Origin of the sequence: Planktothricoides raciborskii GIHE-MW2 (assembly GCF_040564635.1) — a bacterium.
Taxonomy (GTDB): Bacteria; Cyanobacteriota; Cyanobacteriia; order Cyanobacteriales; family Laspinemataceae; genus Planktothricoides; species Planktothricoides raciborskii.
In genome coordinates, this window is the sequence record NZ_CP159837.1 from 3752090 (window position 1) to 3775667 (window position 23578).

Below are 23578 nucleotides of genomic sequence, written 5' to 3' on the forward strand. Positions count from 1 at the left end.
CCCCAATTTTTCCGTGAATCAGCACCGCCAAAGTGAGATAACGGGGAATTATTCATCGCGATCGCACTCGGCTAAGATACTTAAAATATCATTAGCATTAATATCTTCTCTGTCTGATTTAGAGTAAATTGTCAGCAGAAGTATGCTAGTTTCTGATTCAACTTGATAGATAAGTCGATAACCGGCGCTTTTCCCTTTTTGGATATCGCTATTTTTAACTCTCACCTTGAGGATGACATAATTTTCACCCATCCCGGCAAGGCGATCGCCTATAAAATTCCCACCTTGTAATTGCTCAATAATGGACTGAGTATCTAACCGAATCTTGCGATATTTTTTGGATAATTCCCGTAAATTACGTTTATACTCAGGTGTTAAATCAATCTGGACAAAAGGCGTGTTATTCGACATCTATTCCCTCCCACATTTCGGAAAGGGGGATGCGTTGTCCAGATTTAGCTTGTTTTAATGCTCGTCGGAGACTGGCTTTTACTTCTGCAATGGGAGTATCATCAGGATCGGTTTCAACTTCCTCATTTACTTCGGGATAAAGCACAATAACTCGCACTCGACTAGGGGGTAAATTTTTAATGGGGTAGTCGAGGGATAATTGACCTTTTGCATCCAGGGTTCCTGTCACTTCAATGGCTTTCATTTGGTTATCCTCAAGTTTGCATCTATGAGACATTTTACAAAATTCTTAAAAGCCCCCCTTTTTAAGCTAATCTTGTAGGGGTTTTTGGTGGGAAAAATCCTTATTTTATGTAGGGGCGCAATGCTTGCGCCCTACCCCCCTTCGGCTGCTAGGGCGCAAGCATTGCGCCCCTACAAAACCCCTCTTCGGCTGCTAGGGCGCAAGCATTGCGCCCCTACACGAAATAACGATTTGAAGAACGATTTTTGAAGACAGCATTTCACAACCCCTACAAGATTAGCTTTTTAAGGGGGACTTTTAAGAATTTTGCCAGATATCTATTATATTAGATTAGCCTAAGAATTGAAATTATATCACAAAATTTTCCACAATATTAGCATCCCCTAAAGCTACTTTAACACTGAACTGCTCTCCTGGAACACCGCGAAAATCCAGTTGGATCCAATTGTCAGCATTTCGAGATTCGGCTTCTAAAAAGACTTCTCCATTTTCATCCAGGATAATTAATTGTGTAGCCGGTGGTAAATAATTTTGTGCTTCATTACGGGGATATAATCTTACCAGGATGTCCCGTTTATCATCACTTTTTTGCTGACAGTTGACAATCAATGCAACCGGATAATCTCCTAATGTGATTTTACTGACTTTACTTACACTTAAAGTGGGATTTTCGGCATCAGTCCTGCTGGAACGGGGTGTAGTGGCAAATCGAAAAATTAGATTTCCCTGTAGTTCACTTAAAAACGATTCCAATGTTTGCCAATTTGATTCAAAAGCACTTTCAAAAGCACTTTCAATATTTTGCAACCATTGACTTAGATTTATAACACCTATAACAGTGGCTAAATCTTGGGATAAAGGAGCAACTATAGGCTCTATATTAACCGTTTCTTCTGATTCATCACCCCCCCAAAGTTCTGCTAACTTCTCTAGCAATTCTTCTGCTAAATCTTGCAGTTCATTTTGTTGTGATTCATCAAAATATTCTTTCGCTGCAACTGTACCACCTCTAAAAGCAAGACCTCCTACGGTTAAATAACTTGCTAAAAACTCACCACCGGCATACCGTCGCTCGTATTTTTTATAGGTGCGATATATTCGCTCTAGTTGAGTGACAATTTCTGAAAAAGATTCGTCATTTAATCGCTGTTTAACTTTAGCTGCTACGGGGTCATTACTCTGAAAAAAATCCAGGGCTGACTCTAGGCGATCGAGATAATCAATCAATGTTTCTATCGGTTGAAGACTGGTAATTTCTATTGTTTCTAGCGGAGTTTGTGGGTCTGTGGTCGGATAAAATCCTAACAATTGCACCTCGTTTAACTGTTCTTGGAATTGCACCCCAATATAGGCAATTCTGTTCTCTGTCACCTCTGAAGGTAGAGAAATAACTGTTTCTCCAGGTAAAACCGGACGACATTCGATTTTGCCTAAATTGGGAATTACTAAATCAGCGACATCATTAAAACAACGGACAACAGGATGCCAACTGTCGCCTGCGTTTAAATCAGTTTCGATTCCTAGCCAGTCTAAAAAACTGCGAACCCCTAAAACAGCAAGAGTGTTTAAGTAAACTTGCTTACCTTTTTCAACTGTATCTTGTTGTCCAGAGAATTTTCGAGCAATTTCATGGTTTTCTTTGCTTAAAGCCATCGTCAAAAAGTTAGTTTTTGTGGTATCCATAAGATTCTCCTTTTAGTTCTCGTATCCTAATTCTCTAGCAATTCTTCTAAGTAAAGGAAGACAGTAATTTCGCCAGCGATCGTACACTGTTTGTTCGGGAATTGTTTTTTCGGGAGTAGTTAACTCCTTAGCAACTTGCCTGGGGTTAAGAGGCGGTTCTTCAAACAGTAGTTTTCGACTCAAAAGTTGGCAGTCAAGATTGGCATTGTTACGCGGGTGACAATTTCTCAGTTTCATTTCCGGATCTTCTTCAATATAGCGTCTTATTTTCCCAGCAAGAGAATGACGTTCTTTTTGCAGCAGGCGACTAATGCCAGTGAGAGTTAGATCATCTGCTATGGTATCTTCAATAGTCAAATCTTCATTCCCTCCAATAGTCTCGCTCGTACTAACAGTTTTAGATTTTCGTCCGCGCTTGACATCTTTACAATCAGTCTTCAGAATCATCATTACCCAGTTAATAAAGCATTCGCGAACCTTAGCAGCCTCAGAAGGGTTTTGACAGTTAACGGTTTCCAAGTTCAAAGAATATCTTTGAGGAAACCTATTAATATTTCGCTTAACGTCCCTTTCTGTTATTGGCAAAGCTTCATCATAATAGGGTAGCCAACCTTGATTAAGACGTCTCTTAACTTCCGGCAAATAGTCGATCGCGAGTCCTAGTGCCTCAGCCTTTTCAGGAGAGTGCAAGGCTTCTCGAATCAATTGACATAATGACGCATTATCCATAAAAGCGCGAATCAAAGCAAAAATAGGGATGCCTGGATTATAGCCCAAAGCACCCCCCACCAAGACAGAAACCAGGTTTTTCTGAAAAATAGGCGGCTGGAAACCAGATTTCTAGGCAGAAACCCGGTTTCTTTAGCCTCAAGCTATGTCGTCTAAGTCGCCCCCAAATTCCTGATGGTCTTCCTTCCAGTTGCGGTAAGCGTCGTCATACCGTTGCTGCGCGGCAATAACGTCTTGTTCACATTGTTGAATTTGGGTGGCGTAACGGTGCGCGATCATCTCTTTATCTTCCGCTAAAACCTCCTCTAATTCAGCGCGTTTTTGCTCTACCCATTCCCGACGCATTCGTTCAATTTTTTGCTGTCTTTCTTTGATTTCATGGGGGGCACCTGTTATGTCGATTTCTGGCGCGGGAAATTTATTCGGCAATTCGGTTAAGTTACTACGGTGTTTAAATAGGCGTTCTTCCAAAGTCCGATCGCCCTCTAATTCTAACTCCCTCTAATTCTAACTCTTCGAGGGCGATCGCGCCCCATGTTGATATCATAATCCGCAACCAAGGTTCGTTATGCTGGTTCGGGGTCGGTGGGCTGTAGGTTTCGGGTTGATAATATCGGTTCATGGTGATTTCTTTGCTAACGGTGTTATGGATATATCGAAGGTTGTCACCGTTGTTATGCAAAGCTGCGGAAAATAACGAATTTACTCGTAGGGGCGAAGCATAAAGCCTACGGCATGGCTTCGCTTACCGGGCGAAAAATCTTGGGAAAAAACAAATAACTCATATCCCCGAATGCTTCGCCCCTACATTAACGCAAACCAGAACAGATAAAACCAGCCCAATAAAATGGATCGGCAAAAGGATATTCTTTACCACAGAGAATTGGCAGGTTTTGTTGTACTCGGAAAATGCGGTTTCCTATGGCATCCCACTGTTTATATTCTTCATCCCATCGCTGGTAGTCGGGCGTTCCTGCAACTAGACGCTGGCGATTTTTCTTGGCTTTTTGGCGCTTTTGGTCGGCTAGTTGTAATTGCCGATCGTAATACTTTTGTAGTTCAGCTTTGTAATTACTTGCTAGGGTTTGACCGGATAAATTTCTGAGGTCAATTTGCGCTTTTTTCAGGGCTTCAGGACGGTTTAACCGCTGACGATTTTGATAATAAAAGATGGAAAATAAGGCAGTGGCTAAATCATCAACAGACCACAAGGTACTCACCACATTTCGCGCCCCGGCACATAAAAAGCCGGTGGATAATGATAAAATATCATCACTAATTCCCGCCACACCCAGGTTAGTTTCGCAACAGGAAAGAAACACATCAGAGAGGTTAGGCAGGCGAAAACCGGGGGTCATTATTTGCCCTAATGTAATTTGACCATCGGCTAATATGAGAATCGATTCTAAAGGATTGTCCAGACGAGATTGGGCGTGATGGCTAGAGTGTAATACTTGCACTTGTTTGGCAAGTTGGCGATAATTTTTTACGGTAGCTTGTTCACGACCTTTTAAGCGTTGATGGGCAGGAATTTGGTGTAAATTCGCGATGGTTTCGCATTCAAATTCTACACTGGGTAGGCTACCATCGGGGTTTTCTACTGTTCCGTAATTAATTTTATCAAGTTGGGGACGTTGTTGGCAATATTGCAAGATTTGGCTACTGGGAACGTAGCGAATCGGGAATTTATCGCCTAAGTATTGAGTTTCATCGGTTAAAAAAGGTAAGGCAGCAAAGGGGATTTGATGCCAAAATAGATGGGGGATGATAATCAGTTCCTTAATATCCTGGAGATAGGTTTCTACTAAGTTTTTGAGTTGCAATTTATCGGCTAATTGCTGCAAAAAATCCGATATTTTGGCATACCAAAGGCCATCTTGTTTCTTGTTAAAATAGGGATTTAACCACTCGTTAACTACTAAATCCTGTAAGGTTTGATAGCCAAAGCCGGTACAGGTATGTAGTTCGGGGTTTTTGTCTTTGTAGATGATGAAAATGTGGGTGTCGTTGTTGGTGGTAAAGAAATTGAGAATCGCAGTCTGGGGGTTTTCGATGAGTTGCTGAATGGTGGCAAAATCTAGGGGGTTAACTTCCTTTTCTCCGGCTAAAACGGGGTCTAAACGGCGCATTTGTTCCCAAACTTGTTGTTTTTCTGCTTCCAAAGCGGCGATTTTTTCCGTAGCAGCTTGGAAAGCAGCGCGAGTCGAGGTGACAGTGCCTTTATTTGTTGGTTTATCTGTTCCTTGATTGGTTGAGTTTTCTGTCTGTTGTTGGCTAGAGTCAGAGTTATTTTGCAGGCGGTTTCGTTCTGCATCAATTTCCGCTTGGAGTTGGTCGTATTGTTGCAAATATGCCTGAACTTGGGGCGGAATTTCTCCATCTGCATAGAGGTCATTACTGGCCATTAAGTCTACCAGACGTTTAGCGCGAGAGCGATCGACATAAGCAATGGCTTTGTCCAAATTGCCGCTATTGATGTAGGCTTGAATGATGTTGGCGTAAACATCTATAGAATCAGCGATAATCTGTTGACGGCTGGCATCAGTTTTTGACCAACTGCGGCTTTTTTCCACCGCTTTAATGGCGGATTCGTAGCCTTCTATAGCTATCTCCCATTTACCTTCTTTAAAGCCAAGATTACCGAGATTTCTGCCCGATTGTAAACAATCTTTAGGAAAGGCTTCTGGTGTTCTAATTTCTAATGCCCGTTGATAACACCGAATGGCCTCATCAATATTCTCAGCCCGGTTGCCGGTGATTTTGTTTTTGTAGGCATTTCCGAGATTATTTTGAGTCATTGCCCAATATTCGGGAAAATCCTCACGGCTATAAACTTCTAAAGCCCGTTGATAACAGGCGATCGCCTCATCTATATTCTGGGCCCGGTTGCCGGTGATTTTGTCTGAGTAGGCATTTCCTAGACCATTTTGAGTCCCTGCCCAATATTCGGGAAAATCCTCACGGGTATAAACTTCTAAAGCCCGTTGATAACAGGCGATCGCGCTATCAATATTTTCAGCCCGGTTGCCGGTGATTTTGTTAGAGTAGGTAATTCCCAGATTATTTTGAGTCATTGCCCAATATTCGGGAAAATCCTCACGGGTATAAACTTCTAAAGCGAGTTGATAACAACGAATCGCCTCATCAATATTCTCAGCCCGGTTGCCGGTGATTTTGTTAGAGTAGGCACTTCCCAGACCAATTTGAGTCCCTGCCCAATCTTGGGGAAAATCTTCACGGGTTCTTACTTTTAAAGCCCGTTGAAAACAACGAATGGCCTCATCTATATTCTCAGCCCGGTTGCCCGTGATTTTAGACCAGTGGGCATTTCCCAGATTGTTTTGAGTCATTGCCCAATTTTTGGGAAAATCCTCACGGGTTCTTACTTCTAATGCCCGCTGAAAACAAGCGATCGCCGCATCAATATTCTCAGCCCGGTTGCCCGTGATTTTGTTTCTGTAGGCTTCTCCCAGATTATTTTGAGTCATTGCCCAATCTTCGGGAAAATCCTCACGGGTTCTAACTTCTAAAGCCCGCTGAAAACAAGCGATCGCCGCATCAATATTCTCAGCCCGGTTGCCCGTGATTTTGTTAGAGTAGGCACCTCCGAGATTATTTTGAGTCATAGCCCAATCTTCGGGAAAATCCTCACGGGTATAAACTTCTAAAGCCCGTAGATAACAGGCGATCGCCGCATCAATATTCTCAGCCCGGTTGCCCGTGATTTTGTTCTTGTAGGCAATTCCCAGACCATTTTGAGTCCCTGCCCAATCTTCGGGAAAATCCTCACGGGTTCTTACTTCTAAAGCCCGTTGATAACAGGCGATCGCCGCATCAATATTCTCAGCCCGGTTGCCCGTGATTTTGTTAGAGTAGGCACCTCCGAGATTATTTTGAGTCATTGCCCAATCTTCGGGAAAATCCTCACGGGTTCTAACTTCTAAAGCCCGTTGATAACAGGCGATCGCCGCATCAATATTCTCAGCCCGGTTGCCGGTGATTTTGTTCTTGTAGGCAATTGCGAGATTATTTTGAGTCCCTGCCCAATCTTCGGGAAAATCCTCACGGGTTCTAACTTCTAATGCCCGTTGATAACAACGAATTGCCTCATCTATATTCTGGGCCCGGTTGCCGGTGATTTTGTTAGAGTAGGCATTACCCAGACCATTTTGAGTCCCTGCCCAATCTTGGGGAAAATCCTCACGGGTTCTGACTTCTAAAGCCTGTTGATAACAACAAATCGCCTCATCTATATTATCAGCCCGGTTGCCCGTGATTTTTGTTCTGTAGGCTTCTCCCAGATTATTTTGAGTCCCTGCCCAATCTTGGGGAAAATCCTCACGGGTGTAGACTTTTAATGCCCGTTGATAACAACAAATCGCCTCATCTATATTCTCAGCCCGGTTGCCGGTGATTTTGTCAGAGTAGGCATTTCCCAGATTATTTTGAGTCATTGCCCAATTTTCGGGAAAATTCTCACGGGTGAAGATGTTTAAAATTAATTCATAACCAGTAATGGCAATGTCTAGGTTACTCGCCCTGTTGCCTAAAGGAAACTGCTGAATTAAATTGCTGAAATAGACAAAAGCTGCTGCATAGCTTGGGGCTTGTTCCGGTGTGGCCTGGGAGAGAATATGGTTAGCCCAATTTGGGTACAAGGCAACTAATCTATGATTGAGTTTATCTTGGTTAGCCTTCAGGATGGGATAGACAACTTGTGGGTTGCCCTTACTGTCAGCAGTAGCTACTAATACTTCAACCAAAAAATTGATATATTCTTGTCGAGATTCTGGTGATAAGTGGTTGTGCAGATAAGCGGCTATTTCCTGCGCTAAATCAGTTAAAAATCTAGCGTTGTTTTCATTCCCCTGTTGCGCCATCATTGCTGCTTTTTGTTGCATTACCTCTACTAAATCTGGATCGATTAGGTGGGGATGGGCGTTGAGGGTATTAATAATTTCTTCTCCATTGGGGCATTCAAGTAAGGCTTGAATTAAGTTAAGGTATTCTTGTAGGCGTTGTTCGTTCATGGTTGTTTTCCTGTGGGTAAAGGGGTAAGCGGCGATCTAGGGTTTAGTGGGCATTGCACGAAACCGGGTTTCTTTGATTAATCTCTGCGGAAAACGAGAAAGTCTCATAGAAACCCGGTTTCTGAGATTTGGAGTCCCATAAAAACCCGGTTTCTGAGATTATTATCGTAGGAAGTGTTGGAGTTTATGCAGTCGCGGGGAAAAAACCGGGAAACCGGGAAAGAAACCGGGTTTCTTTGATCAATCTCTGCTGAAAACGAAAGAATCTCATAGAAACCCGTTTGGGGAAAGAAACCGGGTTTCTTTGATCAATCCCTGCTGAAAACGAAAAAATCTCATAGAAACCCGGTTTCTGAGATTTGAGGCTAACCACATTAACCGCCAGGGAATTAATTCCCTGGCTAATAGCCTAAGTCGGTTAAAACCGACTAAAATTCTTTACGGGTCAAGGGTTGTTGTACGGGTCAACGGTTGTTGTACGGGTCAAGGGTCGTTGTAGGGGTCAACGGCCGTTGACCCCTACAGGCGGGGATTTTAATCCCCGACGGGTGTGGTTTACTGAAAACGAAAAAGTCTTATAAATAAACTACATTAACCGCCCGGATAATTAATTCCCTGATAAACTACATTAACCGCCCGAATAATTAATTCCCTGGCTAATAGCCTAAGTCGGTTAAAACCGACTAAAATTCTTTACGGGTCAAGGGTTGTTGTACGGGTCAACGGTTGTTGTACGGGTCAAGGGTCGTTGTAGGGGTCAACGGCCGTTGACCCCTACAGGCGGGGATTTTAATCCCCGACGGGTGTGGTTTACTGAAAACGAAAAAGTCTCATAGATAAACCACATTAACCGCCCGGATAATTAATTCCCTGATAAACTACATTAACCGCCCGAATAATTAATTCCCTGGCTAATAGCCTAAGTCGGTTAAAACCGACTAAAATTCTTTACGGGTCAAGGGTTGTTGTACGGGTCAACGATCGTTGTACGGGTCAACGGCCGTTGACCCCTACCAAGCATAATTAGTCGGTTTTAACGGACTGTAGGGGTCAACGGCCGTTGACCCCTACAGGCGGGGATTTTAATCCCCGACGGGTGTGGTTTACTCAGTGGAAAACCGCTGTAAATCAAAAATCAACTCCAAAACTGAAAAAAAACTAAAAAAACTTATGACTGCGCCTTTAATTTCCGTGATTATTCCCACCTATAATCGTGAAGATGCCCTACGAGACAGTATTGCGGATGTACTCAAGCAAGACTATCCCAATTTTGAGGCGATAGTCGTTGACCAAACCGCTACTCATAAACCAGAAATTCAACAGTATTTAGAAGAAATGTCTAATCAGGGAAAAATTCGCTGGTTTAGAGTGAACTGGGCCAGTTTACCTGGGGCGCGAAATTATGCAGTTCGTCGGGCAAAAGGCGAGATTATTCTATTTATTGATGATGATGTCCAATTGCCAGATAATTTTTTAGCAAACCATGCCAAAAACTATCAAGACAACCCCGAAATAGGCGCGATCGCTGGTCGAGTTTTTGACCGAATGAAACTAACCGATTCTCAGGGAAATTTAATCATCGAACAACTGCCCCCGGAAGCAATGGATCCGGGAATTGCTTGGTATTATATTGATTTAGTCCATACGGTAAAACCCCAGCAAGTCCTCTCTGCCAGAGGCTGCAATATGTCGTTTCGCCGGGAAATATTTACGCAGCATGGACTCAAATTTGATGAGCGATTTAGAGGGTCTGCGGTGCGCGAAGAGTCTGATTTTTGTCTGCGGTTACGGTCAACAGGATATAAAATATGGTATGACCCAGAAGCCCATTTAGTTCACCTGGGAGAAGAGACGGGCGGATGTCACGATATTAGCACAAAATCTTGGCAATATCAGATTACTTTTTATCACAATCATTTCTTTTTAGGCTTAAAAAATCTCACCTTTTCTCAATGTGTCCGCTTTTTTGCCCGGTTATTTGATTGTCATGTCCTGGGTCATCCCCCTTGTAATAAAAGTGGTTCACCGCTAAAAATGTTGGTGCGGGGATTTTTTTATACCCTGGGTTTTTTCAATGCAGTTGGCACTCAAATCAAATCTCTCTGGAATGATGGGCAAATTTATACTAAGGAATAATTGATAATTAATAATTGATAATTGATAATTATTTTTTAATAGTTATTAATTATTTTCCCCAACCAACAACCCCCCCAACCCCCCCGTCAACCGCCATCGGGCAAGCAACAACCAACAACCAACAACCAACAACCAACAACCAACAACCAACCAATAATAAAATTATGAAAATTTTAGTCGTTAGCCATACTTATATTGTTGACCTAAACCGAGAAAAGTTTAGGGCTTTAGCCAAGTTAGAACCAGGAATTGAGGTGACGGTGGTGGTGCCCCGACGGTGGCAACCCGGTGGGGTGCAAAATAAAATTATTGAAACCCAACCCATTCAAGAAGGTTCTTTTCAAGTAGTGCCGGTTTCTAATTTTAGTGAAAATAATCAGGGTTTATTGGTATTTGGGGCAGATTTGATTAAGGTATTGCAGAATTTTCGCCCGGATATTATCCAAGTTGAACAAGGAGCAAAAGCGCTGGCTTATGCTCAGTTAATTACTCTGAATCGTTGGTTAAAAATTGGGGCAAAAAATGTTTTCTTTACTTGGTGGAATTTGCCTTATACTTTAAAGTGGCCGATTTCTTGGTTAGAAGCCTATAATTTAAAAGCTACTGATGGGGTAGTGGTGGGTAATCAAGATGGGGCAGATATTTTGCGCGATCGCGGATATACTGGCCCGATGGTAGTGATGCCTCAATTGGGGGTTGATGAAACTTTGTTTCGTCCCCAAAGCCAACCGGAATTAGCGGCTAAACTGGGAATTAAAGATACGGATTTTATTGTGGGATTTGTAGGCCGATTTGTGGAAGAAAAAGGCTTAATTACCCTAGCAAAAGCTTTGGAAAAAATCCCCGAAAAACCTTGGAAGTGGTTATTATTAGGACGCGGCGATTTAGAGTCACAGTTACTCGCTTGGGCGGCAGAAAATGGCTTTACTGATAGAGTAATTATAGTGGAAAGTGTTCCCCATGACCAAGTATATCAATATATTAATTTAATGAATGTTTTGGTTTTACCTTCGGAAACTACCTATAAGTTTAAAACTTTAACTTCTGTGGGCTGGAAAGAACAGTTTGGTCATGTTTTAATTGAGGCGATCGCTTGTAAAGTGCCGGTAATTGGGTCGGACTCTGGAGAAATTCCTTATGTGATCGATGATGCTGGGTTAGTGTTTCCTGAAAAAGATGTGGCAGCGTTGCAAAATTGCTTGATGCAACTGATGGAAAATCCCCAGTTAGCTGCGGAATTGGGGGAAAAAGGTTATCAAAGAGCGATCGCGCACTATACCAACCAAGCCCTAGCCCAAGAATTGTTAAAATTTTACCAACAATTGCTCGTTGCTGATATTTCTTGAACCAAATATAAACCGCAATCATACAGCACTTTGCGATTTTTTGAGGTACGGTTCCCCTCGTCGATCCCCCCAACCCCCCTTAAAAAGGGGGGCTTTCGAGGCAATCAACAAAAATCCCCCTTTTTAAGGGGGATTTAGGGGGATCGAAAAGTCCCCCTTTTTAAGGGGGATTTAGGGGGATCGAAATGTATAGCAGAGAAAATGTAATCCCAATCATATTCCCAATCATATTCCCAATAATAATTATGCGAATTCTGCAAATCATTCCGGCAATATCCCTCGTTTATGGCGGCCCCAGTCAAATGGTTTTAGGGCTTTCTGCTGCCCTAGCTAATGAAGGGGTTGATGTGACAATTTTAACCACTAATTCTAATGGAGATACGGGACAAGCGCCATTAGATGTTCCTTTAAATCAGCCTATTGCCCAAGATGGTTATCAGGTGATTTATTTTCGCTGTAGTCCATTTCGGCGATATAAATTTTCTGTGGATTTATTGAGTTGGCTGGCAACCCATGCCCATGAGTTTGATTTAGCCCATTTACACGCTTTATTTTCCCCAGTAATTTCCGCCGCAGCGACGGTGGCAAGAGTGAAAAAGTTACCTTATATTTTACGGCCTTTAGGCACTCTAGACCCGGCGGATTTACAGAAGAAAAAACAGCTAAAAAAAATCTATACAACTCTGTGGGAAAGAGGCAATATTGCCGGGGCGTCAGCGCTGCATTTTACCAGTCATCAAGAGGCGATTATTTCTGAACGGTTTGGGGTGAAAACCCAGGATTTAATCATTCCCTTGGGGGTAAAATTTCAGTCGGTTAATCCAGAAGTTTGTGACGTGAGAAGTCAGTTAAATATTCCCCGCGATCGCCCCTTATTATTATTTCTTTCGCGCATAGAACCGAAAAAAGGACTAAATCTGCTTTTGCCTGCTTTGGAAACCCTAATCGCCGAAGGGTTTAAATTTCACTTTGTCCTCGCTGGAAGTAATCCCCAAGACCCGGATTATGAAGCGATGATTAAGGCCAAAATAAAAGCCTCCCCCCTGGAAAAATGCACAACTATCACCGGATTTGTCACCGGAAATTTTAAGGCAGCTTTATTACAACAAGCGGATTTATTTGTCTTACCTTCTTATTATGAAAATTTTGGCATTGCGGTGGCAGAAGCAATGGCAGCAGGGACAGCGGTTTGTATTTCGCGGGGGGTCTATATTTGGGAAGATGTGCAAGGGGCAGATGCCGGTTGGGTTTGTGATTGTAATCTGGAAGATTTAGTGAGTCAATTAAGGATGGCATTACAACATCCAGAAGATTTATCCCGTCGGGGAAACAATGGACAAGTTTATGCGAATCATGCTTATCGTTGGTCGGCGATCGCCCAGGAAACTATCAAAGCTTATCAAGGGATTATTTTTTAGGGCGATCGCCTCTTAATTTACTGAAAATATGATTCACCACAGAGACACAGAGGACACAAAGAATACAGAGGCGATCGCTTTTCTTTGTGTCCTCTGTGTCTTTGTGGTAAATAATCCATTTTTTTAATAGGCGATCGCTCCGGGACGATGCGCGATTCAGCTTTAGCCATTAGGAACTTCAAAATAAACTGCTCGTGGCTGTTGAAATCGCGAAAATCGTTATCATTGGTTTAATGTCCCAGAAATTGCCTAGGATAAAATTGAAGCATCTCTAGAAAACTGAGATCCACGGTATCAAAAATGACTCCAGCATCCAACCCAGAATCGGCAAACACTCAATTGCCGAATTTAACCCTAAGTTCAGAACAAGTTGCTCAACTCGACTGGTTGCGTATGGCGATCGGCGCCGAAAATACCAAAGAAGCGATTCTGCGGTCAATTTCTGTGATGGTGACTCTGAAACAAAATCTCAAATCCGGTAGCCAGCTTTTTATCCATAATTCCGATGGACAAATTCGCCTGCTGATTCCAGAATTGGAACCTTCACCAATTGAAAATTGGCAATATTTAGTCGAACGTCCTCACCCTTGGCGACGGCAACTTTATATTAAAGGTCGTAAACTTTTGGCTTCAACAGTTTGGCGAGATGCGATCGCCAATGAAATGTCCCCCGAAGAAGCTGCCGAAAATTGGGATTTACCTATCGCTGCCATTCAAGAAGTCATGCACTACTGCGAAATGCATCAAGAACTATTGCAACTAGAAGCAGAAGAAGAACGTTATCGTTTAGAAGCCAAAGGAGTCTCCCTTGAGTCTAAGACTACTGCTTGATGAAGACTCCCAAGCCAAGAAATTGGTTACTTTACTCCAAGAAGCCGGTTACGATATTGTCACCGTGAATCAAGCTGGATTAATGGGAAAAGCTGATGCAATTGTGCTTGATTTTGCCAGAGAAGAAGGGCGGATATTATTGACTCGAAATTGCCATGATTTTTTCAACCTTCATGCGGCAAATTCATCTCATCCAGGGATATTGGCGATTTATGAATATCCGAATCCGGCTAAAAATTTGAGTTATGCTATGATTGTCAAAGCTATTGCTAATATAGAGGCCGCAGGTATCGAGTTAAACCAGCAATTTATTCCTATAAATCAATGGAATTATTGATTTTTTAACTCAGTTAGCTAACCCTGGGTGAGTGAATTATAGTGAATTATGTATGGCGATTCGCATTCGCGATCATCTGATGCGGAATCGCCTCCTAATTTACTAAAAATCTTATTCACCACAGAGACACAGAGGACAAAAAGAATACAGAGGCGATCGCTTTTATGTTTCAAGGCGGCGACTGCTAGAATATTAATCAGTCTGAATGAAAAAGCAGAGATAGTATTTTTTTAAGATAAGGAGAAATTGCTGTGGCTGAACTGACGATTCAAGTATCTGATGAACTGGCAAAACGCCTTCAACCCTTACAAAACCGCTTACCGGAACTATTAACGTGGCTAGTGGATTCTATCCCTTCTAGCACAAAAATAGAAAGCCTGCCAACGGTTGAGCGTTTAACGACTCCTCCACCCGCTTATACAGAAGTGATTGATTTTTTAATTTCTCGTCCCACTCCCAGAGAAATTATTGCTTTTAAAGTATCGGCAGAAGCACAAAACCGTCTGAGAGAAGTGTTAGAAAAAAATCGCCAAGGTACGTTACATGAGACGGAAGTGGCAGAACTCGATTTATATGAGCAATGCGATCGCCTAATGACTTTATTGAAAGCCAAAGCTTATTCTGAATTACAAAAATGAGTTCTGCTTCAATACCAAATCTTTTACGTCAGCTTACCAGCGATCGGGCAAAAGGTCAGTGCGAATACTGCCTAATTCACCAAAACTTTTCAATTTACAGCCATGAAGTTGACCATATTATTGCGGTCAAACATGGCGGTCAAACGATTGCAGAAAATCTGGCTTTATCTTGTTTACCCTGTAATCGTTACAAAGGTTCTGATTTGGCAACTTTTGATCCACTTACCGGAGAAATTGTCCCGTTATTTAACCCACGCACCCAGATATGGTCAGAGCATTTTCGATTGGATAATGGTCAAATTATTGGGATTACTCCAACAGGTCGCGCAACGGTATTTTTGCTGAAATTAAATGAGCCAAAACGCTTACAAATTCGCCAAATTTTGATTGCCCAAAGACTGTATCCATGATGGAATTAGTCAAAGGCGATAGCGCTTGTCTATACTCTGGGAGAGTGTTGGGATTCGGGTCTCGCATCTGGTGTAGAATAATCGCCGTTGGCTTAGATTGAATATTTTTATTCTATCCCAAGCTAATGACCGGATCTGCACTGGTGACGACAAAAGTCGCTATTATCTCTACGTTTTTATAATTAGTGCTGTTTAGTAAGAAGGTTAGCTAATTCATTAGTAATTGGAAAACCAGTGGTTCGTTCAAAATACAAAAACAAAGGATTAGAGTTTGCCTCTAAAAAAAAATATTCTTGGTCTGGGGTTAACCGCCAGTCAATCGCTGTCCACACCAATCCTAATTCTTTGGCAATATCTAAAGATTGCTGACAAATATTGTCGGGTAAATCAAAGGGAATCAGTTGACATTTTTTATCTTTTCTAAAATCTACTGCTTCACTTTTAACTTCAGCGGAATAAACTGAACGATCTATAACGTAAGTGCGAATGTTAGTACCCGGAATATATTCCTGAAAAGTCACAGGAGATATTTTTAAGGCTATATTTAAACGTTTAGGTTCTAAATGATAAGATGTTAATGTTTGTGTCCACGCTCCACCACATACTGGTTTAAAAATAACTTTTTCTTTTGATTCGGCAAAGTTACTAATTTGTTCTGGATCGTTAGTGGTTAGGGTTGCAGGAATATTAATACCCAGTTTTTTTGCACTGGCAAGCTGCAATGGTTTCTCTTCGTGAATGCGGTATGAAATTTCCCAATTATTTACCCAAAAAGCGGGGGATGACTTCAGTATTACTCTCAAAGTAGTCATAGAATCGTCAAATGCAATTCTTTCCTGTTTTGAGTTCCCTAGAGATGGAACACAAGGATCTGAAATTCTTCGCAAAAAAATGCTATGAATATTTTCTACTTGTAACTTGTAGCCATCGGTTAGAGTAAAATAGCAGTTTTGTATTTGGGAGTCCCAAGCTGCTTTCAATTGTACTGGTAGTAGACGGCTATTTAAATGAAATACAATTGAATCTCGTTCTGTAAGAGCTTGAGTAAGATGACTTACATGAACGTCTTTTGGATTTCCTAAAATTAGATGAATCATAGATGAAAGTATTTTTAGTTTAGAACGAAAACATTTAAATTAGGCAACACCATAGTAAAGTATTAGATTCGGTTAAAAAGTTATCCCTAACCTAATAAGCCCGTTCGACCTCGGTGTTTAAAATTGAATCGAGATATTTTTACTTCAAGGACGATATAGTTTTTAAATTTGAATCACAAGCATTCATATGTAGCTATAATATAGCAGTCCTATATCAGTTGTGGAATTGTAGGGGTAACAGGTTTGGCAAGCGTGAGCTTACCCTTAAACGCTCCGGGGCAACCACCGCCTTAAGGAATTGCCCCCTACAAAAATATTACGATTTCTATAGGACTGCTATATATATCGTTATTGTTAAATATGAATGCTTGCTCGCTCCAAATTATGGGTTTAGCTTTCAACTCGCCAGTCTGAAATCATGCTAACGGCAGCGTCATTTCCTAGGTACTCCTCTTCTGCTTCAATTACAGCATATTCTAGATCGATTGATTCTAGCTGGGATAGTTGTAAATCAAAAGGATGGTTCATCATTATCTCCTGTATAAATATTAAATTTCACTCTTGTTGCCTTTGACAAGCAAAAGTTTAGGAAGGTTTAAGAATCTGACCGCTACCTTTACAGGTCGGACATTGCGCTGCTCTAACGGCTCCATCTGGTTTCACCTGCCCGCTTCCTTGACACTTAGGACAAGTCTGATATTCCTCCTTTTGCTCACGTCCTCGGTCGATTGGGGGTTTTTCTCGAGACATAGTTAGTCTCGATGAAAAATTGATATTGAATAGCGCTAGTAAAAATTATAAGAGCTACCTTCAGCTAGGGTGGTCAGAAAAGGTAAGAAAAAAGTAAGAAAAAAGTAAGAAAAAAGTAGTAGAAAGGTATCAGTTATGGTAAAATATAATCTGGGATGGCAATTTCAGTTTCTAGAAATGCTGCTATGCCTTATGCTACTGGGAAGGATCCACTGCGTTGAGTTCTAAGGATACCCTTTTTCGGGGGTGGGTGGCGGCGGATAACTGATCGCAGCATCGGCATTTGCAGCATGAGGTGCCCCTGGATTTCCTCCCTGTTGTTCAATCGCTATCATTTTTAAGGAACCTTGAGTCATGACGGTTGATGAAGCACTCGCGATCGTGGAAACTGCACTGGATTACGATCGCCTCAACCACGTTCAAGAAATATTATTTCGTCAGTCATGGGCAGGTCTATCTTATCGGGAAATTGCCAAAAATAGCGGATACGATCCCGATTATCTCAAAGATGCTGGATCTAAACTCTGGAAGGAATTGTCAAAAGTCTTCGGGGAAAAGGTAAAAAAAGATAATCTCCAATCGGTTCTGAGGCGATATTTAAAGCGAAATCAAATAACTTTACAACGAAATCGCCAGATCGCAGTCAATCTTACTGGGAGAAATATTAGTGGCACAAAAGTTGTTGGAAATTTACATGAATCAAACTTTTGTCAAGCCGATTTATACCAGGATAAAATAGGGGATAATAAAACTGGATTAGACGAACCGAATATCAAAGCTGAAAGGAATTCAAATTTGATCGCTCATTCGCCTGTTGAAACTATCACTTATTCCTGGAAAGGTTGGCAGTTTCGGTCAGCAGCAGAGGCGAATATTGCCCAGGCACTCGATCGCTCCGGGGTGCTATTTTTTCCTAAAGCAACGGCGCGGTTGACAACCACCGAGGGCAGAGAAAACCAAGACCTTTATTTTCTGATTTGTTATGAAGGAAAATTAGGGATTCTGGGGGTGAATGCAGAGGAGGAGGATGAAGCAGATCGGAGAAGCGATCGCATTCTTCAATCTCAAGGTATTCGGATGATTCAATATTACAACGTTAACGAATGTACGGAAGAACCGGATAGAGTGGTGTTGGAATTTTTACAAAATTTAAGTTTTGCGTCCAAGGAAAAAAGCGAATTTGACCATGATTAGTTTGGTTAAGCTGATGACAGCGATCGCCTCCTAATTTACTAAAGATATTATTCACCACAAAGGCACAAAGAACACAAAGAATACAGAGGCGATCGCTTTAGAATGTGTCCTTCGTGTCTTTGTGGTAAATAATCCATTTTTTTAATAGGCGATCGCTCAGATTAATTACCAGAAAAATCATTTAATTATGCCAAATATTCTAATTTTACTTCAACTAAATTATTCTGATCATTAATATTGTCAACCGCACTGAGAAGTCGATTTTTGTTAGGTTCAGACTTGAAAAGATACTCGGTTTCATCTTGATTCAATTCTGAGACAACGATTTCAATCTCTTTATTGCCAAACTTGGCTTTAATTTTTTCTAACAAATCATTATTAATTTCACTGGCTTTTAAGCGATAAACTGTTGACATAATTGCTACCTATTGCTACCTATTGTCGATGGTGATAATCATAACGGTTTGAGTTTAATCACATCATAATTATGCCATAACCATAGCCCAATCCTCAACCCGATCTGCGCGGCGATAAGCCTGACGGCATAGCTCCGCTTACCGCGCCTATATTTCCTGAGAGGCAACTGGGAGGCGATCGCCTCCTACAGATGGGCGAAGCATGGCCGTAAAAAATTCACGTTTCTAACCCATCGAACTTCTGCGGTCATGCTTCGCCCCTACCAATATCTGTGGTCTATTCAATCGAAAACAATAAGGCCGATTACTTTATCAACCACAGAGACACAGAGGACACAGAGACGAGCCATGATGAGCAATTTTCTCTGTGTCCTTTGTGCCTTTGTGGTGCAGATAAAAAATGCCAATTAATCTTGCTCAACCCAAACCTTAATCATGCCTGCGGGAATGCGAATAACCGGATGCTCAAAGATTTCTTGTAACACCTCACTGCCGCGCACTTCTAAGGTGCGTTTTAAGCGGTTTTTCAGGGATAAATTTTCTTTGATTACCGCTTCGATCGCCCGTTCCGCTTGCCGATTACTGGGATTTTTTTCTGCTAACCTTTCTAGGATTTGCTGCACATCCGATCGCAAAGCGTTATAAGCATTAACATCAACGTTGGTAGATGCAACCTCTTTGGAGGCGATCGCTAAAGATGGAGCATCGGACGAGAAATTATTGGTTTGAGGCTTGGCGGTTGCTTTGGGTAAAACCCGCGCATCTTTTACCGGCTGTTGACCGCTAAAACTCCGCACCGCATCCACAATATCTAACCCAGTGGTTTGCCGCATTTGCTCCATAAAACTGGCGATTTTACTAGCATTATTGCCGTTATTGCCATCAATTACGGTGACATTACGCACATCCACTTCTGGCACCGTGGCCACCATTGTTTTTAACAAAATTTCTAACTTTTGGAACAGGAAAATTTCTCGCGCTGCGGGGCCAGCCGCTTGCCAAGATTCCACTAAACGCTTACTTCCTTCCGCTTGGGCTTTCCCATCTTCAATAATTCGCGCCGCATTTCCCTTAGCACGAGAGATCGCCCGCTTACATTCCGCTTCCGCAGGGGCGACCACATCCGCTTGTAACTGTTGTTCAACTTGTTTAATTCGTTCCGTTTGCACGGCGACTTCTGCTTGTCGGCGAGCCACTTCCGAGGCAATTTCGGCTTCCGCTTCGGCCACCACAGCCACCCGCTGAGTTAAGGCATTTTTTACCCGGCGTTCGGCCTCCGCTTTGGCAATCTCAATATCTCTTTCAATGCGTTTCAGGGCGGTAATTCGCTCGTTTTCCGCATTGCGAATGGCTGAAGTGGCTTTGGCCTCCGCTTCGGCAATGCGGGCATCCCGTTGCAATTCCGCTTGTTGTTTACGGCCAATAGAATCGAGATAATGCACATCATCAGAGATATTTTGAATTTGCAAATTATCCAAAACTATGCCTAATTTTTCTAGGTCATCTTCGGCTTCGTCGAGCAAGCTTTTGGCAAAAGCCATTTTATCTTCATTAATTTGTTGCGGCGTCAAAGAAGCCAACACCCCACGCAAATTTCCTTCTAAAGTTTCCCTGGCTAAAGTTTCGATTTCCTTGCGACTTTTGCCGAGTAAACGCTCGATCGCATTGTGGATAGTCGGTTCACTTCCAGCAACTTTAATATTCGCCACCCCTTCCACGGTGAGGGGAATTCCGCCTTTGGAATAAGCTCCCGTGACCTTCAATTCAATGATCATGTTGCTTAAATCCATGCGAAATGCCCGCTCTAATAAAGGAGTGCGAATACTGCTACCGCCTTTAACTAAGCGATATCCCACCCGCCGTCCGTCTTCCAATTGGCGATCGCTTCCGGCAAAAATTAACACCTCACTGGGCTGACAAATATAATAAAGGTTACGCAGAACCAAAGTCCCCGCCCCACCAGCCACACTCAAGATAATTGCTAGTGAAAAAATGAACTCCATAATGATTTTTCTCCCTATTTTTTTGCTAATTTGGCGCGATTAATTAATTCCGGGCGTTAAACTTCCGTTTTATGTCCATTGCGACTGACGCTATTTCCCATCACCTTAATTCCCAAAGTATCATCAACGCGATCGAGGAACTGACGGAAAATTTCGGGATAAGCGTTCACTAAACAGGCCAAAGATTTGCCATCACCGTTATCAATCACATTCACTTGTTCCAGTTTCAAACGGCCAGGAATTTTCGCCGCTTCTCGCAGCACCATTTCTATTTGTTGAATATAAAACACTTCGGAAGCATCGGTGCCAGTGTCTTGCCAAACTTGAGCGAGGAGTTCGTTCACCAAAGCAGCGGCACTGGCATTTTCCGCCAAAGCTGCCGCATCCCCTTTAGCTTTGAGTTGTTGAGCTTGTTTTTGGGCTTCTGCGGGGAGCACTTCATCCGCTTCTAAACGCAACCGCTCTAACTGAGCCCGAATGGTTTGTAATTGTTGTTCCGCTCTCGCTCTGGCTTCATTGGCGGCTGCTTTAGTCCGTTCTTCTTCTGACCGCGCTTGTTGTTCTAATTCCGCTTTAATTTTGCGGAGTTCGTTTTCTTTTTCCTGGATAATTGTGCGAGCTTGAGTTTTTGCCACTTGAGCTTCTTGTTCGCATTGGGCTTCTACTCGGTCTGCTTCACCTTTGGCGTTGGATTCGGCAATTTCTGCATCCCGTAAAATTTGGGCAATTTGTTTGCGTCCGATGGAATTCAGGTAATCGACGTTATCAGAAACGCTTTGAATTTTTAAGGTGTCTAAATGGATGCCCAGTCTTACTAGGTCATCTTCTACATCTTGGGCAATGCGTTCGGCAAATTGCAAGCGATCTTCGTTGAGTTGTTCCGGGGTGAGGGTGGCAACGACACCGCGTAAATTGCCTTCGAGAGTTTCCCTGGCCACCCGAGCAATTTCGCCGCTATTGTGATCGAGAAAACGTTCAATAGCATTCCCCGCAATGGCCGGGTTGCTGGAAATTTTTACATTGGCGATCGCATGAATTTGTAGTGGCGTTCCTCCTTTGGCATAAGCATTAGAAATCTCAATGGGCACGGCCATCGTTCTGAGATCCATTTTTTTAATGGTTTCCAAAATTGGGATGCGGATTGTCCGTCCGCCAAAAATCACCCGATAACCCACTTCTTGACCGTCTTTAGTTTTGTGTTTCCGTCCTGAAAGTACCAGGATTTCATTGGGGTTACAAATGCACAGAAAATTGTTAATAAACCAGATCAGTAAAGCTAAAGCCAAAAATCCGGAAACAACCAAGGGTAAACTCATACCCATTAAGTTCAGATTTTGGCTTTGGCTTTCCCCAATAGCCCCGATAGATCGATTCGCGGGGACTTGGGCCACTTCGATCGCGACCACTTCTTGCTTGAATGAAGACTTAAATTGATTTTCCATTTTATTCCCTAGAAAAATTGACAATACCTGTTAAATATCCGTGGATTCATCAGTGACGACCCAAAGTTGATTATTTTTCAGGCCAACAATTAAGACGCGATCGCCTTTTTTAAAGCCTTTTTCTTCATCGGTGAACGCCACTAAATCGAGGTTTGAACCTTTGAGGGTTAGTTGAACTTTCCCCTTGCTCTGGCTGTCAAAAGGAAGAGAGACTTTACCGGATAGACCAATTAAATCATTGGCACGAATTAAGGAATCCGCTTGATGGCGCCGCAAGTTTCGCAAAACCCAAACCATTGAAGTGCCGCAAAAACTACCGATGAGTACCGATATTGAGGCGATCGCCAGTTCAGGAATTCCGGGGGTCAATTTCGACAGCACAATGCCGGTTAAGCCGAAAAAACAACTTCCGAACGTCCAAAATTTAATCGTCAAAAACGGCAACCACAAAGTCATTTTTTTGGGTCGCTTGGTCAGGGTGAGTATTTTCTCCCCTTCTTCAATGTTCCGAGATTCTTCTCTAACTTCGATGTCAGCGTCGAAGGGATGGTCAAAATCTACGCCGTCCAATCCTGCCAACGCAGCGAGGGCGACGAAAATTCCGCCAATAGTAAAGGAAAAAATATAGATGGGTAGCATCTTCTATCCAAAATGACAGCCAGAACCGGGCAAATAGTCTTGCAGATAATCTTGCAAATACTTAAATTCTGACAAATAAATCCCGATTTCACCACGGGTAAACTTTAAGTTTTATTAAGTTTTTGGTCACTGAGTTAAAATCTTTAGATAAATTTTAGATTTCACCGGAAATTTTAGGGTAATACCATTTACAACAATTCATCCAACAGCCCCTAAGATTCGTAGGGTGGGCAAAAAATTTTACCCACCCTACTATATATGATGGTGGAGTTTTGCCCACCCTACAATATAAATACTTATTGTTGCATAAATTTTTGTAAGTGGTATAATTTTTTGGGTAAGAACAAATTATAACTTTTTGATAAAAAAAATGGCTAAATCGCTAGATAAACATCGGTTAGCGATCGCCAAATTAAAGCTCAATTAAATCTCAATTAAATCTCAATTAAAGCTAACTAAATTAAATCCAGATTTGCTGGCAACTGGATTATGGGTTAACTGACTTTTTTCCTGAATGCTCGATCGGTAAAATTATAAGTTTTTAGAGGAATAACTTTTTCATAATTTACCGATAAATCCGATGCCTGACTGATGGTTTCTATAGCAATTAGTTCGGTGACAAAAGAACGAATCGCCAAAGGGCAAGCCTGCCAATTTCCTTGGACAGATACATTCAGAAGATGACAAATTCCTCCCCGTCTTCCTTCGACTTCATAATGCTGGCAAAAACGACAGGATAAAGTGGAATAATTGTTATAATTCATGGCATTTAGCGTTGGCTCTAAGCAATATTAATGATGAATAATTTGGCAAAAATACGCTGC

The 23578-nt window shown here is 42.1% G+C and carries 23 protein-coding genes; 8 read left to right on the forward strand and 15 right to left on the reverse strand.

Features of this window, described 5'->3' with window-relative positions; translation table 11 throughout:
* Positions 1–48: 48 nt before the first annotated feature.
* The 7 genes from ABWT76_RS15865 to ABWT76_RS15895 form a co-directional block, all read right to left on the reverse strand.
* The gene (locus ABWT76_RS15865; RefSeq protein WP_354634604.1) at positions 49–411 is read right to left on the reverse strand and encodes a type II toxin-antitoxin system RelE/ParE family toxin; all 363 of its coding nucleotides are present in this window, start codon (positions 409–411) and stop codon (positions 49–51) included.
* A complete protein-coding gene (locus ABWT76_RS15870) occupies positions 401–655 on the reverse strand; it encodes a hypothetical protein (protein ID WP_354634605.1) in 255 nt (84 codons plus the stop codon). The genes ABWT76_RS15865 and ABWT76_RS15870 overlap by 11 nt, the downstream gene beginning before the upstream one ends.
* A gap of 348 nt (positions 656–1003) precedes the next feature.
* Positions 1004–2338: a DUF1822 family protein gene (locus ABWT76_RS15875; protein ID WP_354634606.1), complete on the reverse strand. Its 1335-nt coding sequence runs from the start codon at positions 2336–2338 to the stop codon at positions 1004–1006.
* Between the two features lie 12 nt (positions 2339–2350).
* On the reverse strand, positions 2351–3115 hold the full coding sequence (locus tag ABWT76_RS15880) for a hypothetical protein (protein WP_354634607.1): 765 nt from the start codon (positions 3113–3115) through the stop codon (positions 2351–2353).
* A gap of 90 nt (positions 3116–3205) precedes the next feature.
* Positions 3206–3538, reverse strand: a complete 333-nt coding sequence (locus ABWT76_RS15885; protein ID WP_354634608.1) for a hypothetical protein — start codon at positions 3536–3538, stop codon at positions 3206–3208.
* Entirely contained in the window at positions 3519–3689 is a 171-nt protein-coding gene (locus ABWT76_RS15890) for a hypothetical protein (protein ID WP_354634609.1), read from the reverse strand. The genes ABWT76_RS15885 and ABWT76_RS15890 overlap by 20 nt, the downstream gene beginning before the upstream one ends.
* Positions 3690–3876: 187 nt before the next feature.
* Positions 3877–8097, reverse strand: coding sequence for a CHAT domain-containing tetratricopeptide repeat protein (locus ABWT76_RS15895; protein WP_354634610.1), 4221 nt, complete (start codon positions 8095–8097; stop codon positions 3877–3879).
* 1170 nt (positions 8098–9267) lie between these two features.
* On the opposite strand from ABWT76_RS15895, the gene hpsN reads away from it, so the two are divergent.
* The 3 genes from hpsN (at position 9268) to hpsP (ending at position 12997) form a co-directional block, all read left to right on the forward strand.
* A complete protein-coding gene (gene hpsN, locus ABWT76_RS15900) occupies positions 9268–10233 on the forward strand; it encodes a hormogonium polysaccharide biosynthesis glycosyltransferase HpsN (RefSeq protein WP_354634611.1) in 966 nt (321 codons plus the stop codon).
* Between the two features lie 164 nt (positions 10234–10397).
* Positions 10398–11579, forward strand: coding sequence for a hormogonium polysaccharide biosynthesis glycosyltransferase HpsO (gene hpsO / locus ABWT76_RS15905; RefSeq protein WP_354634612.1), 1182 nt, complete (start codon positions 10398–10400; stop codon positions 11577–11579).
* Between the two features lie 245 nt (positions 11580–11824).
* Positions 11825–12997 (forward strand): hormogonium polysaccharide biosynthesis glycosyltransferase HpsP, encoded by a 1173-nt coding sequence (hpsP, locus tag ABWT76_RS15910; protein WP_354634613.1) that lies wholly within the window; start codon positions 11825–11827, stop codon positions 12995–12997.
* Between the two features lie 17 nt (positions 12998–13014).
* Here the strand turns inward: hpsP and ABWT76_RS15915 are convergent, their stop codons facing one another.
* The gene (locus tag ABWT76_RS15915) at positions 13015–13167 is read right to left on the reverse strand and encodes a hypothetical protein (RefSeq protein ID WP_354634614.1); all 153 of its coding nucleotides are present in this window, start codon (positions 13165–13167) and stop codon (positions 13015–13017) included.
* Positions 13168–13297: 130 nt separating this feature from the next.
* Between ABWT76_RS15915 and ABWT76_RS15920 the strand changes: the two genes are divergently transcribed.
* The 4 genes from ABWT76_RS15920 (at position 13298) to ABWT76_RS15935 (ending at position 15213) form a co-directional block, all read left to right on the forward strand.
* Positions 13298–13828 carry a hypothetical protein gene (locus ABWT76_RS15920; RefSeq protein ID WP_354634615.1) on the forward strand — a complete coding sequence of 177 codons (531 nt, stop codon included), beginning with the start codon at positions 13298–13300 and terminating at the stop codon, positions 13826–13828.
* Positions 13806–14165: a DUF5615 family PIN-like protein gene (locus ABWT76_RS15925; RefSeq protein WP_354634616.1), complete on the forward strand. Its 360-nt coding sequence runs from the start codon at positions 13806–13808 to the stop codon at positions 14163–14165. The genes ABWT76_RS15920 and ABWT76_RS15925 overlap by 23 nt, the downstream gene beginning before the upstream one ends.
* Positions 14166–14416: 251 nt before the next feature.
* Positions 14417–14803 (forward strand): hypothetical protein, encoded by a 387-nt coding sequence (locus tag ABWT76_RS15930; RefSeq protein WP_354634617.1) that lies wholly within the window; start codon positions 14417–14419, stop codon positions 14801–14803.
* Positions 14800–15213, forward strand: a complete 414-nt coding sequence (locus ABWT76_RS15935; protein ID WP_354634618.1) for an HNH endonuclease signature motif containing protein — start codon at positions 14800–14802, stop codon at positions 15211–15213. Before ABWT76_RS15930 ends, ABWT76_RS15935 begins: the two co-directional genes overlap by 4 nt.
* 182 nt (positions 15214–15395) lie before the next feature.
* Here ABWT76_RS15935 and ABWT76_RS15940 read toward each other — a convergent pair whose 3' ends face one another.
* Positions 15396–16310 carry an MvdC/MvdD family ATP grasp protein gene (locus tag ABWT76_RS15940; protein ID WP_354634619.1) on the reverse strand — a complete coding sequence of 305 codons (915 nt, stop codon included), beginning with the start codon at positions 16308–16310 and terminating at the stop codon, positions 15396–15398.
* Positions 16311–16700: 390 nt separating this feature from the next.
* Positions 16701–16841, reverse strand: coding sequence for a hypothetical protein (locus tag ABWT76_RS15945; RefSeq protein WP_354634620.1), 141 nt, complete (start codon positions 16839–16841; stop codon positions 16701–16703).
* Between the two features lie 573 nt (positions 16842–17414).
* Between ABWT76_RS15945 and ABWT76_RS15950 the strand changes: the two genes are divergently transcribed.
* Positions 17415–18254, forward strand: a complete 840-nt coding sequence (locus ABWT76_RS15950; protein ID WP_354634621.1) for a hypothetical protein — start codon at positions 17415–17417, stop codon at positions 18252–18254.
* Between the two features lie 185 nt (positions 18255–18439).
* Here ABWT76_RS15950 and ABWT76_RS15955 read toward each other — a convergent pair whose 3' ends face one another.
* From ABWT76_RS15955 to ABWT76_RS15975, 5 genes are all read right to left on the reverse strand, one after another.
* Positions 18440–18670, reverse strand: a complete 231-nt coding sequence (locus ABWT76_RS15955; protein ID WP_054464434.1) for a hypothetical protein — start codon at positions 18668–18670, stop codon at positions 18440–18442.
* 407 nt (positions 18671–19077) lie between these two features.
* Positions 19078–20673, reverse strand: coding sequence for an SPFH domain-containing protein (locus tag ABWT76_RS15960; RefSeq protein WP_354634622.1), 1596 nt, complete (start codon positions 20671–20673; stop codon positions 19078–19080).
* 56 nt (positions 20674–20729) lie between these two features.
* Positions 20730–22115 carry an SPFH domain-containing protein gene (locus ABWT76_RS15965; RefSeq protein ID WP_354634623.1) on the reverse strand — a complete coding sequence of 462 codons (1386 nt, stop codon included), beginning with the start codon at positions 22113–22115 and terminating at the stop codon, positions 20730–20732.
* A gap of 30 nt (positions 22116–22145) precedes the next feature.
* Complete coding sequence (locus ABWT76_RS15970) at positions 22146–22754, reverse strand: NfeD-like protein (RefSeq protein WP_354634624.1); 609 nt, start codon at positions 22752–22754, stop codon at positions 22146–22148.
* Positions 22755–23248: 494 nt separating this feature from the next.
* The gene (locus tag ABWT76_RS15975; protein WP_354634625.1) at positions 23249–23518 is read right to left on the reverse strand and encodes a hypothetical protein; all 270 of its coding nucleotides are present in this window, start codon (positions 23516–23518) and stop codon (positions 23249–23251) included.
* Positions 23519–23578: the final 60 nt, after the last annotated feature.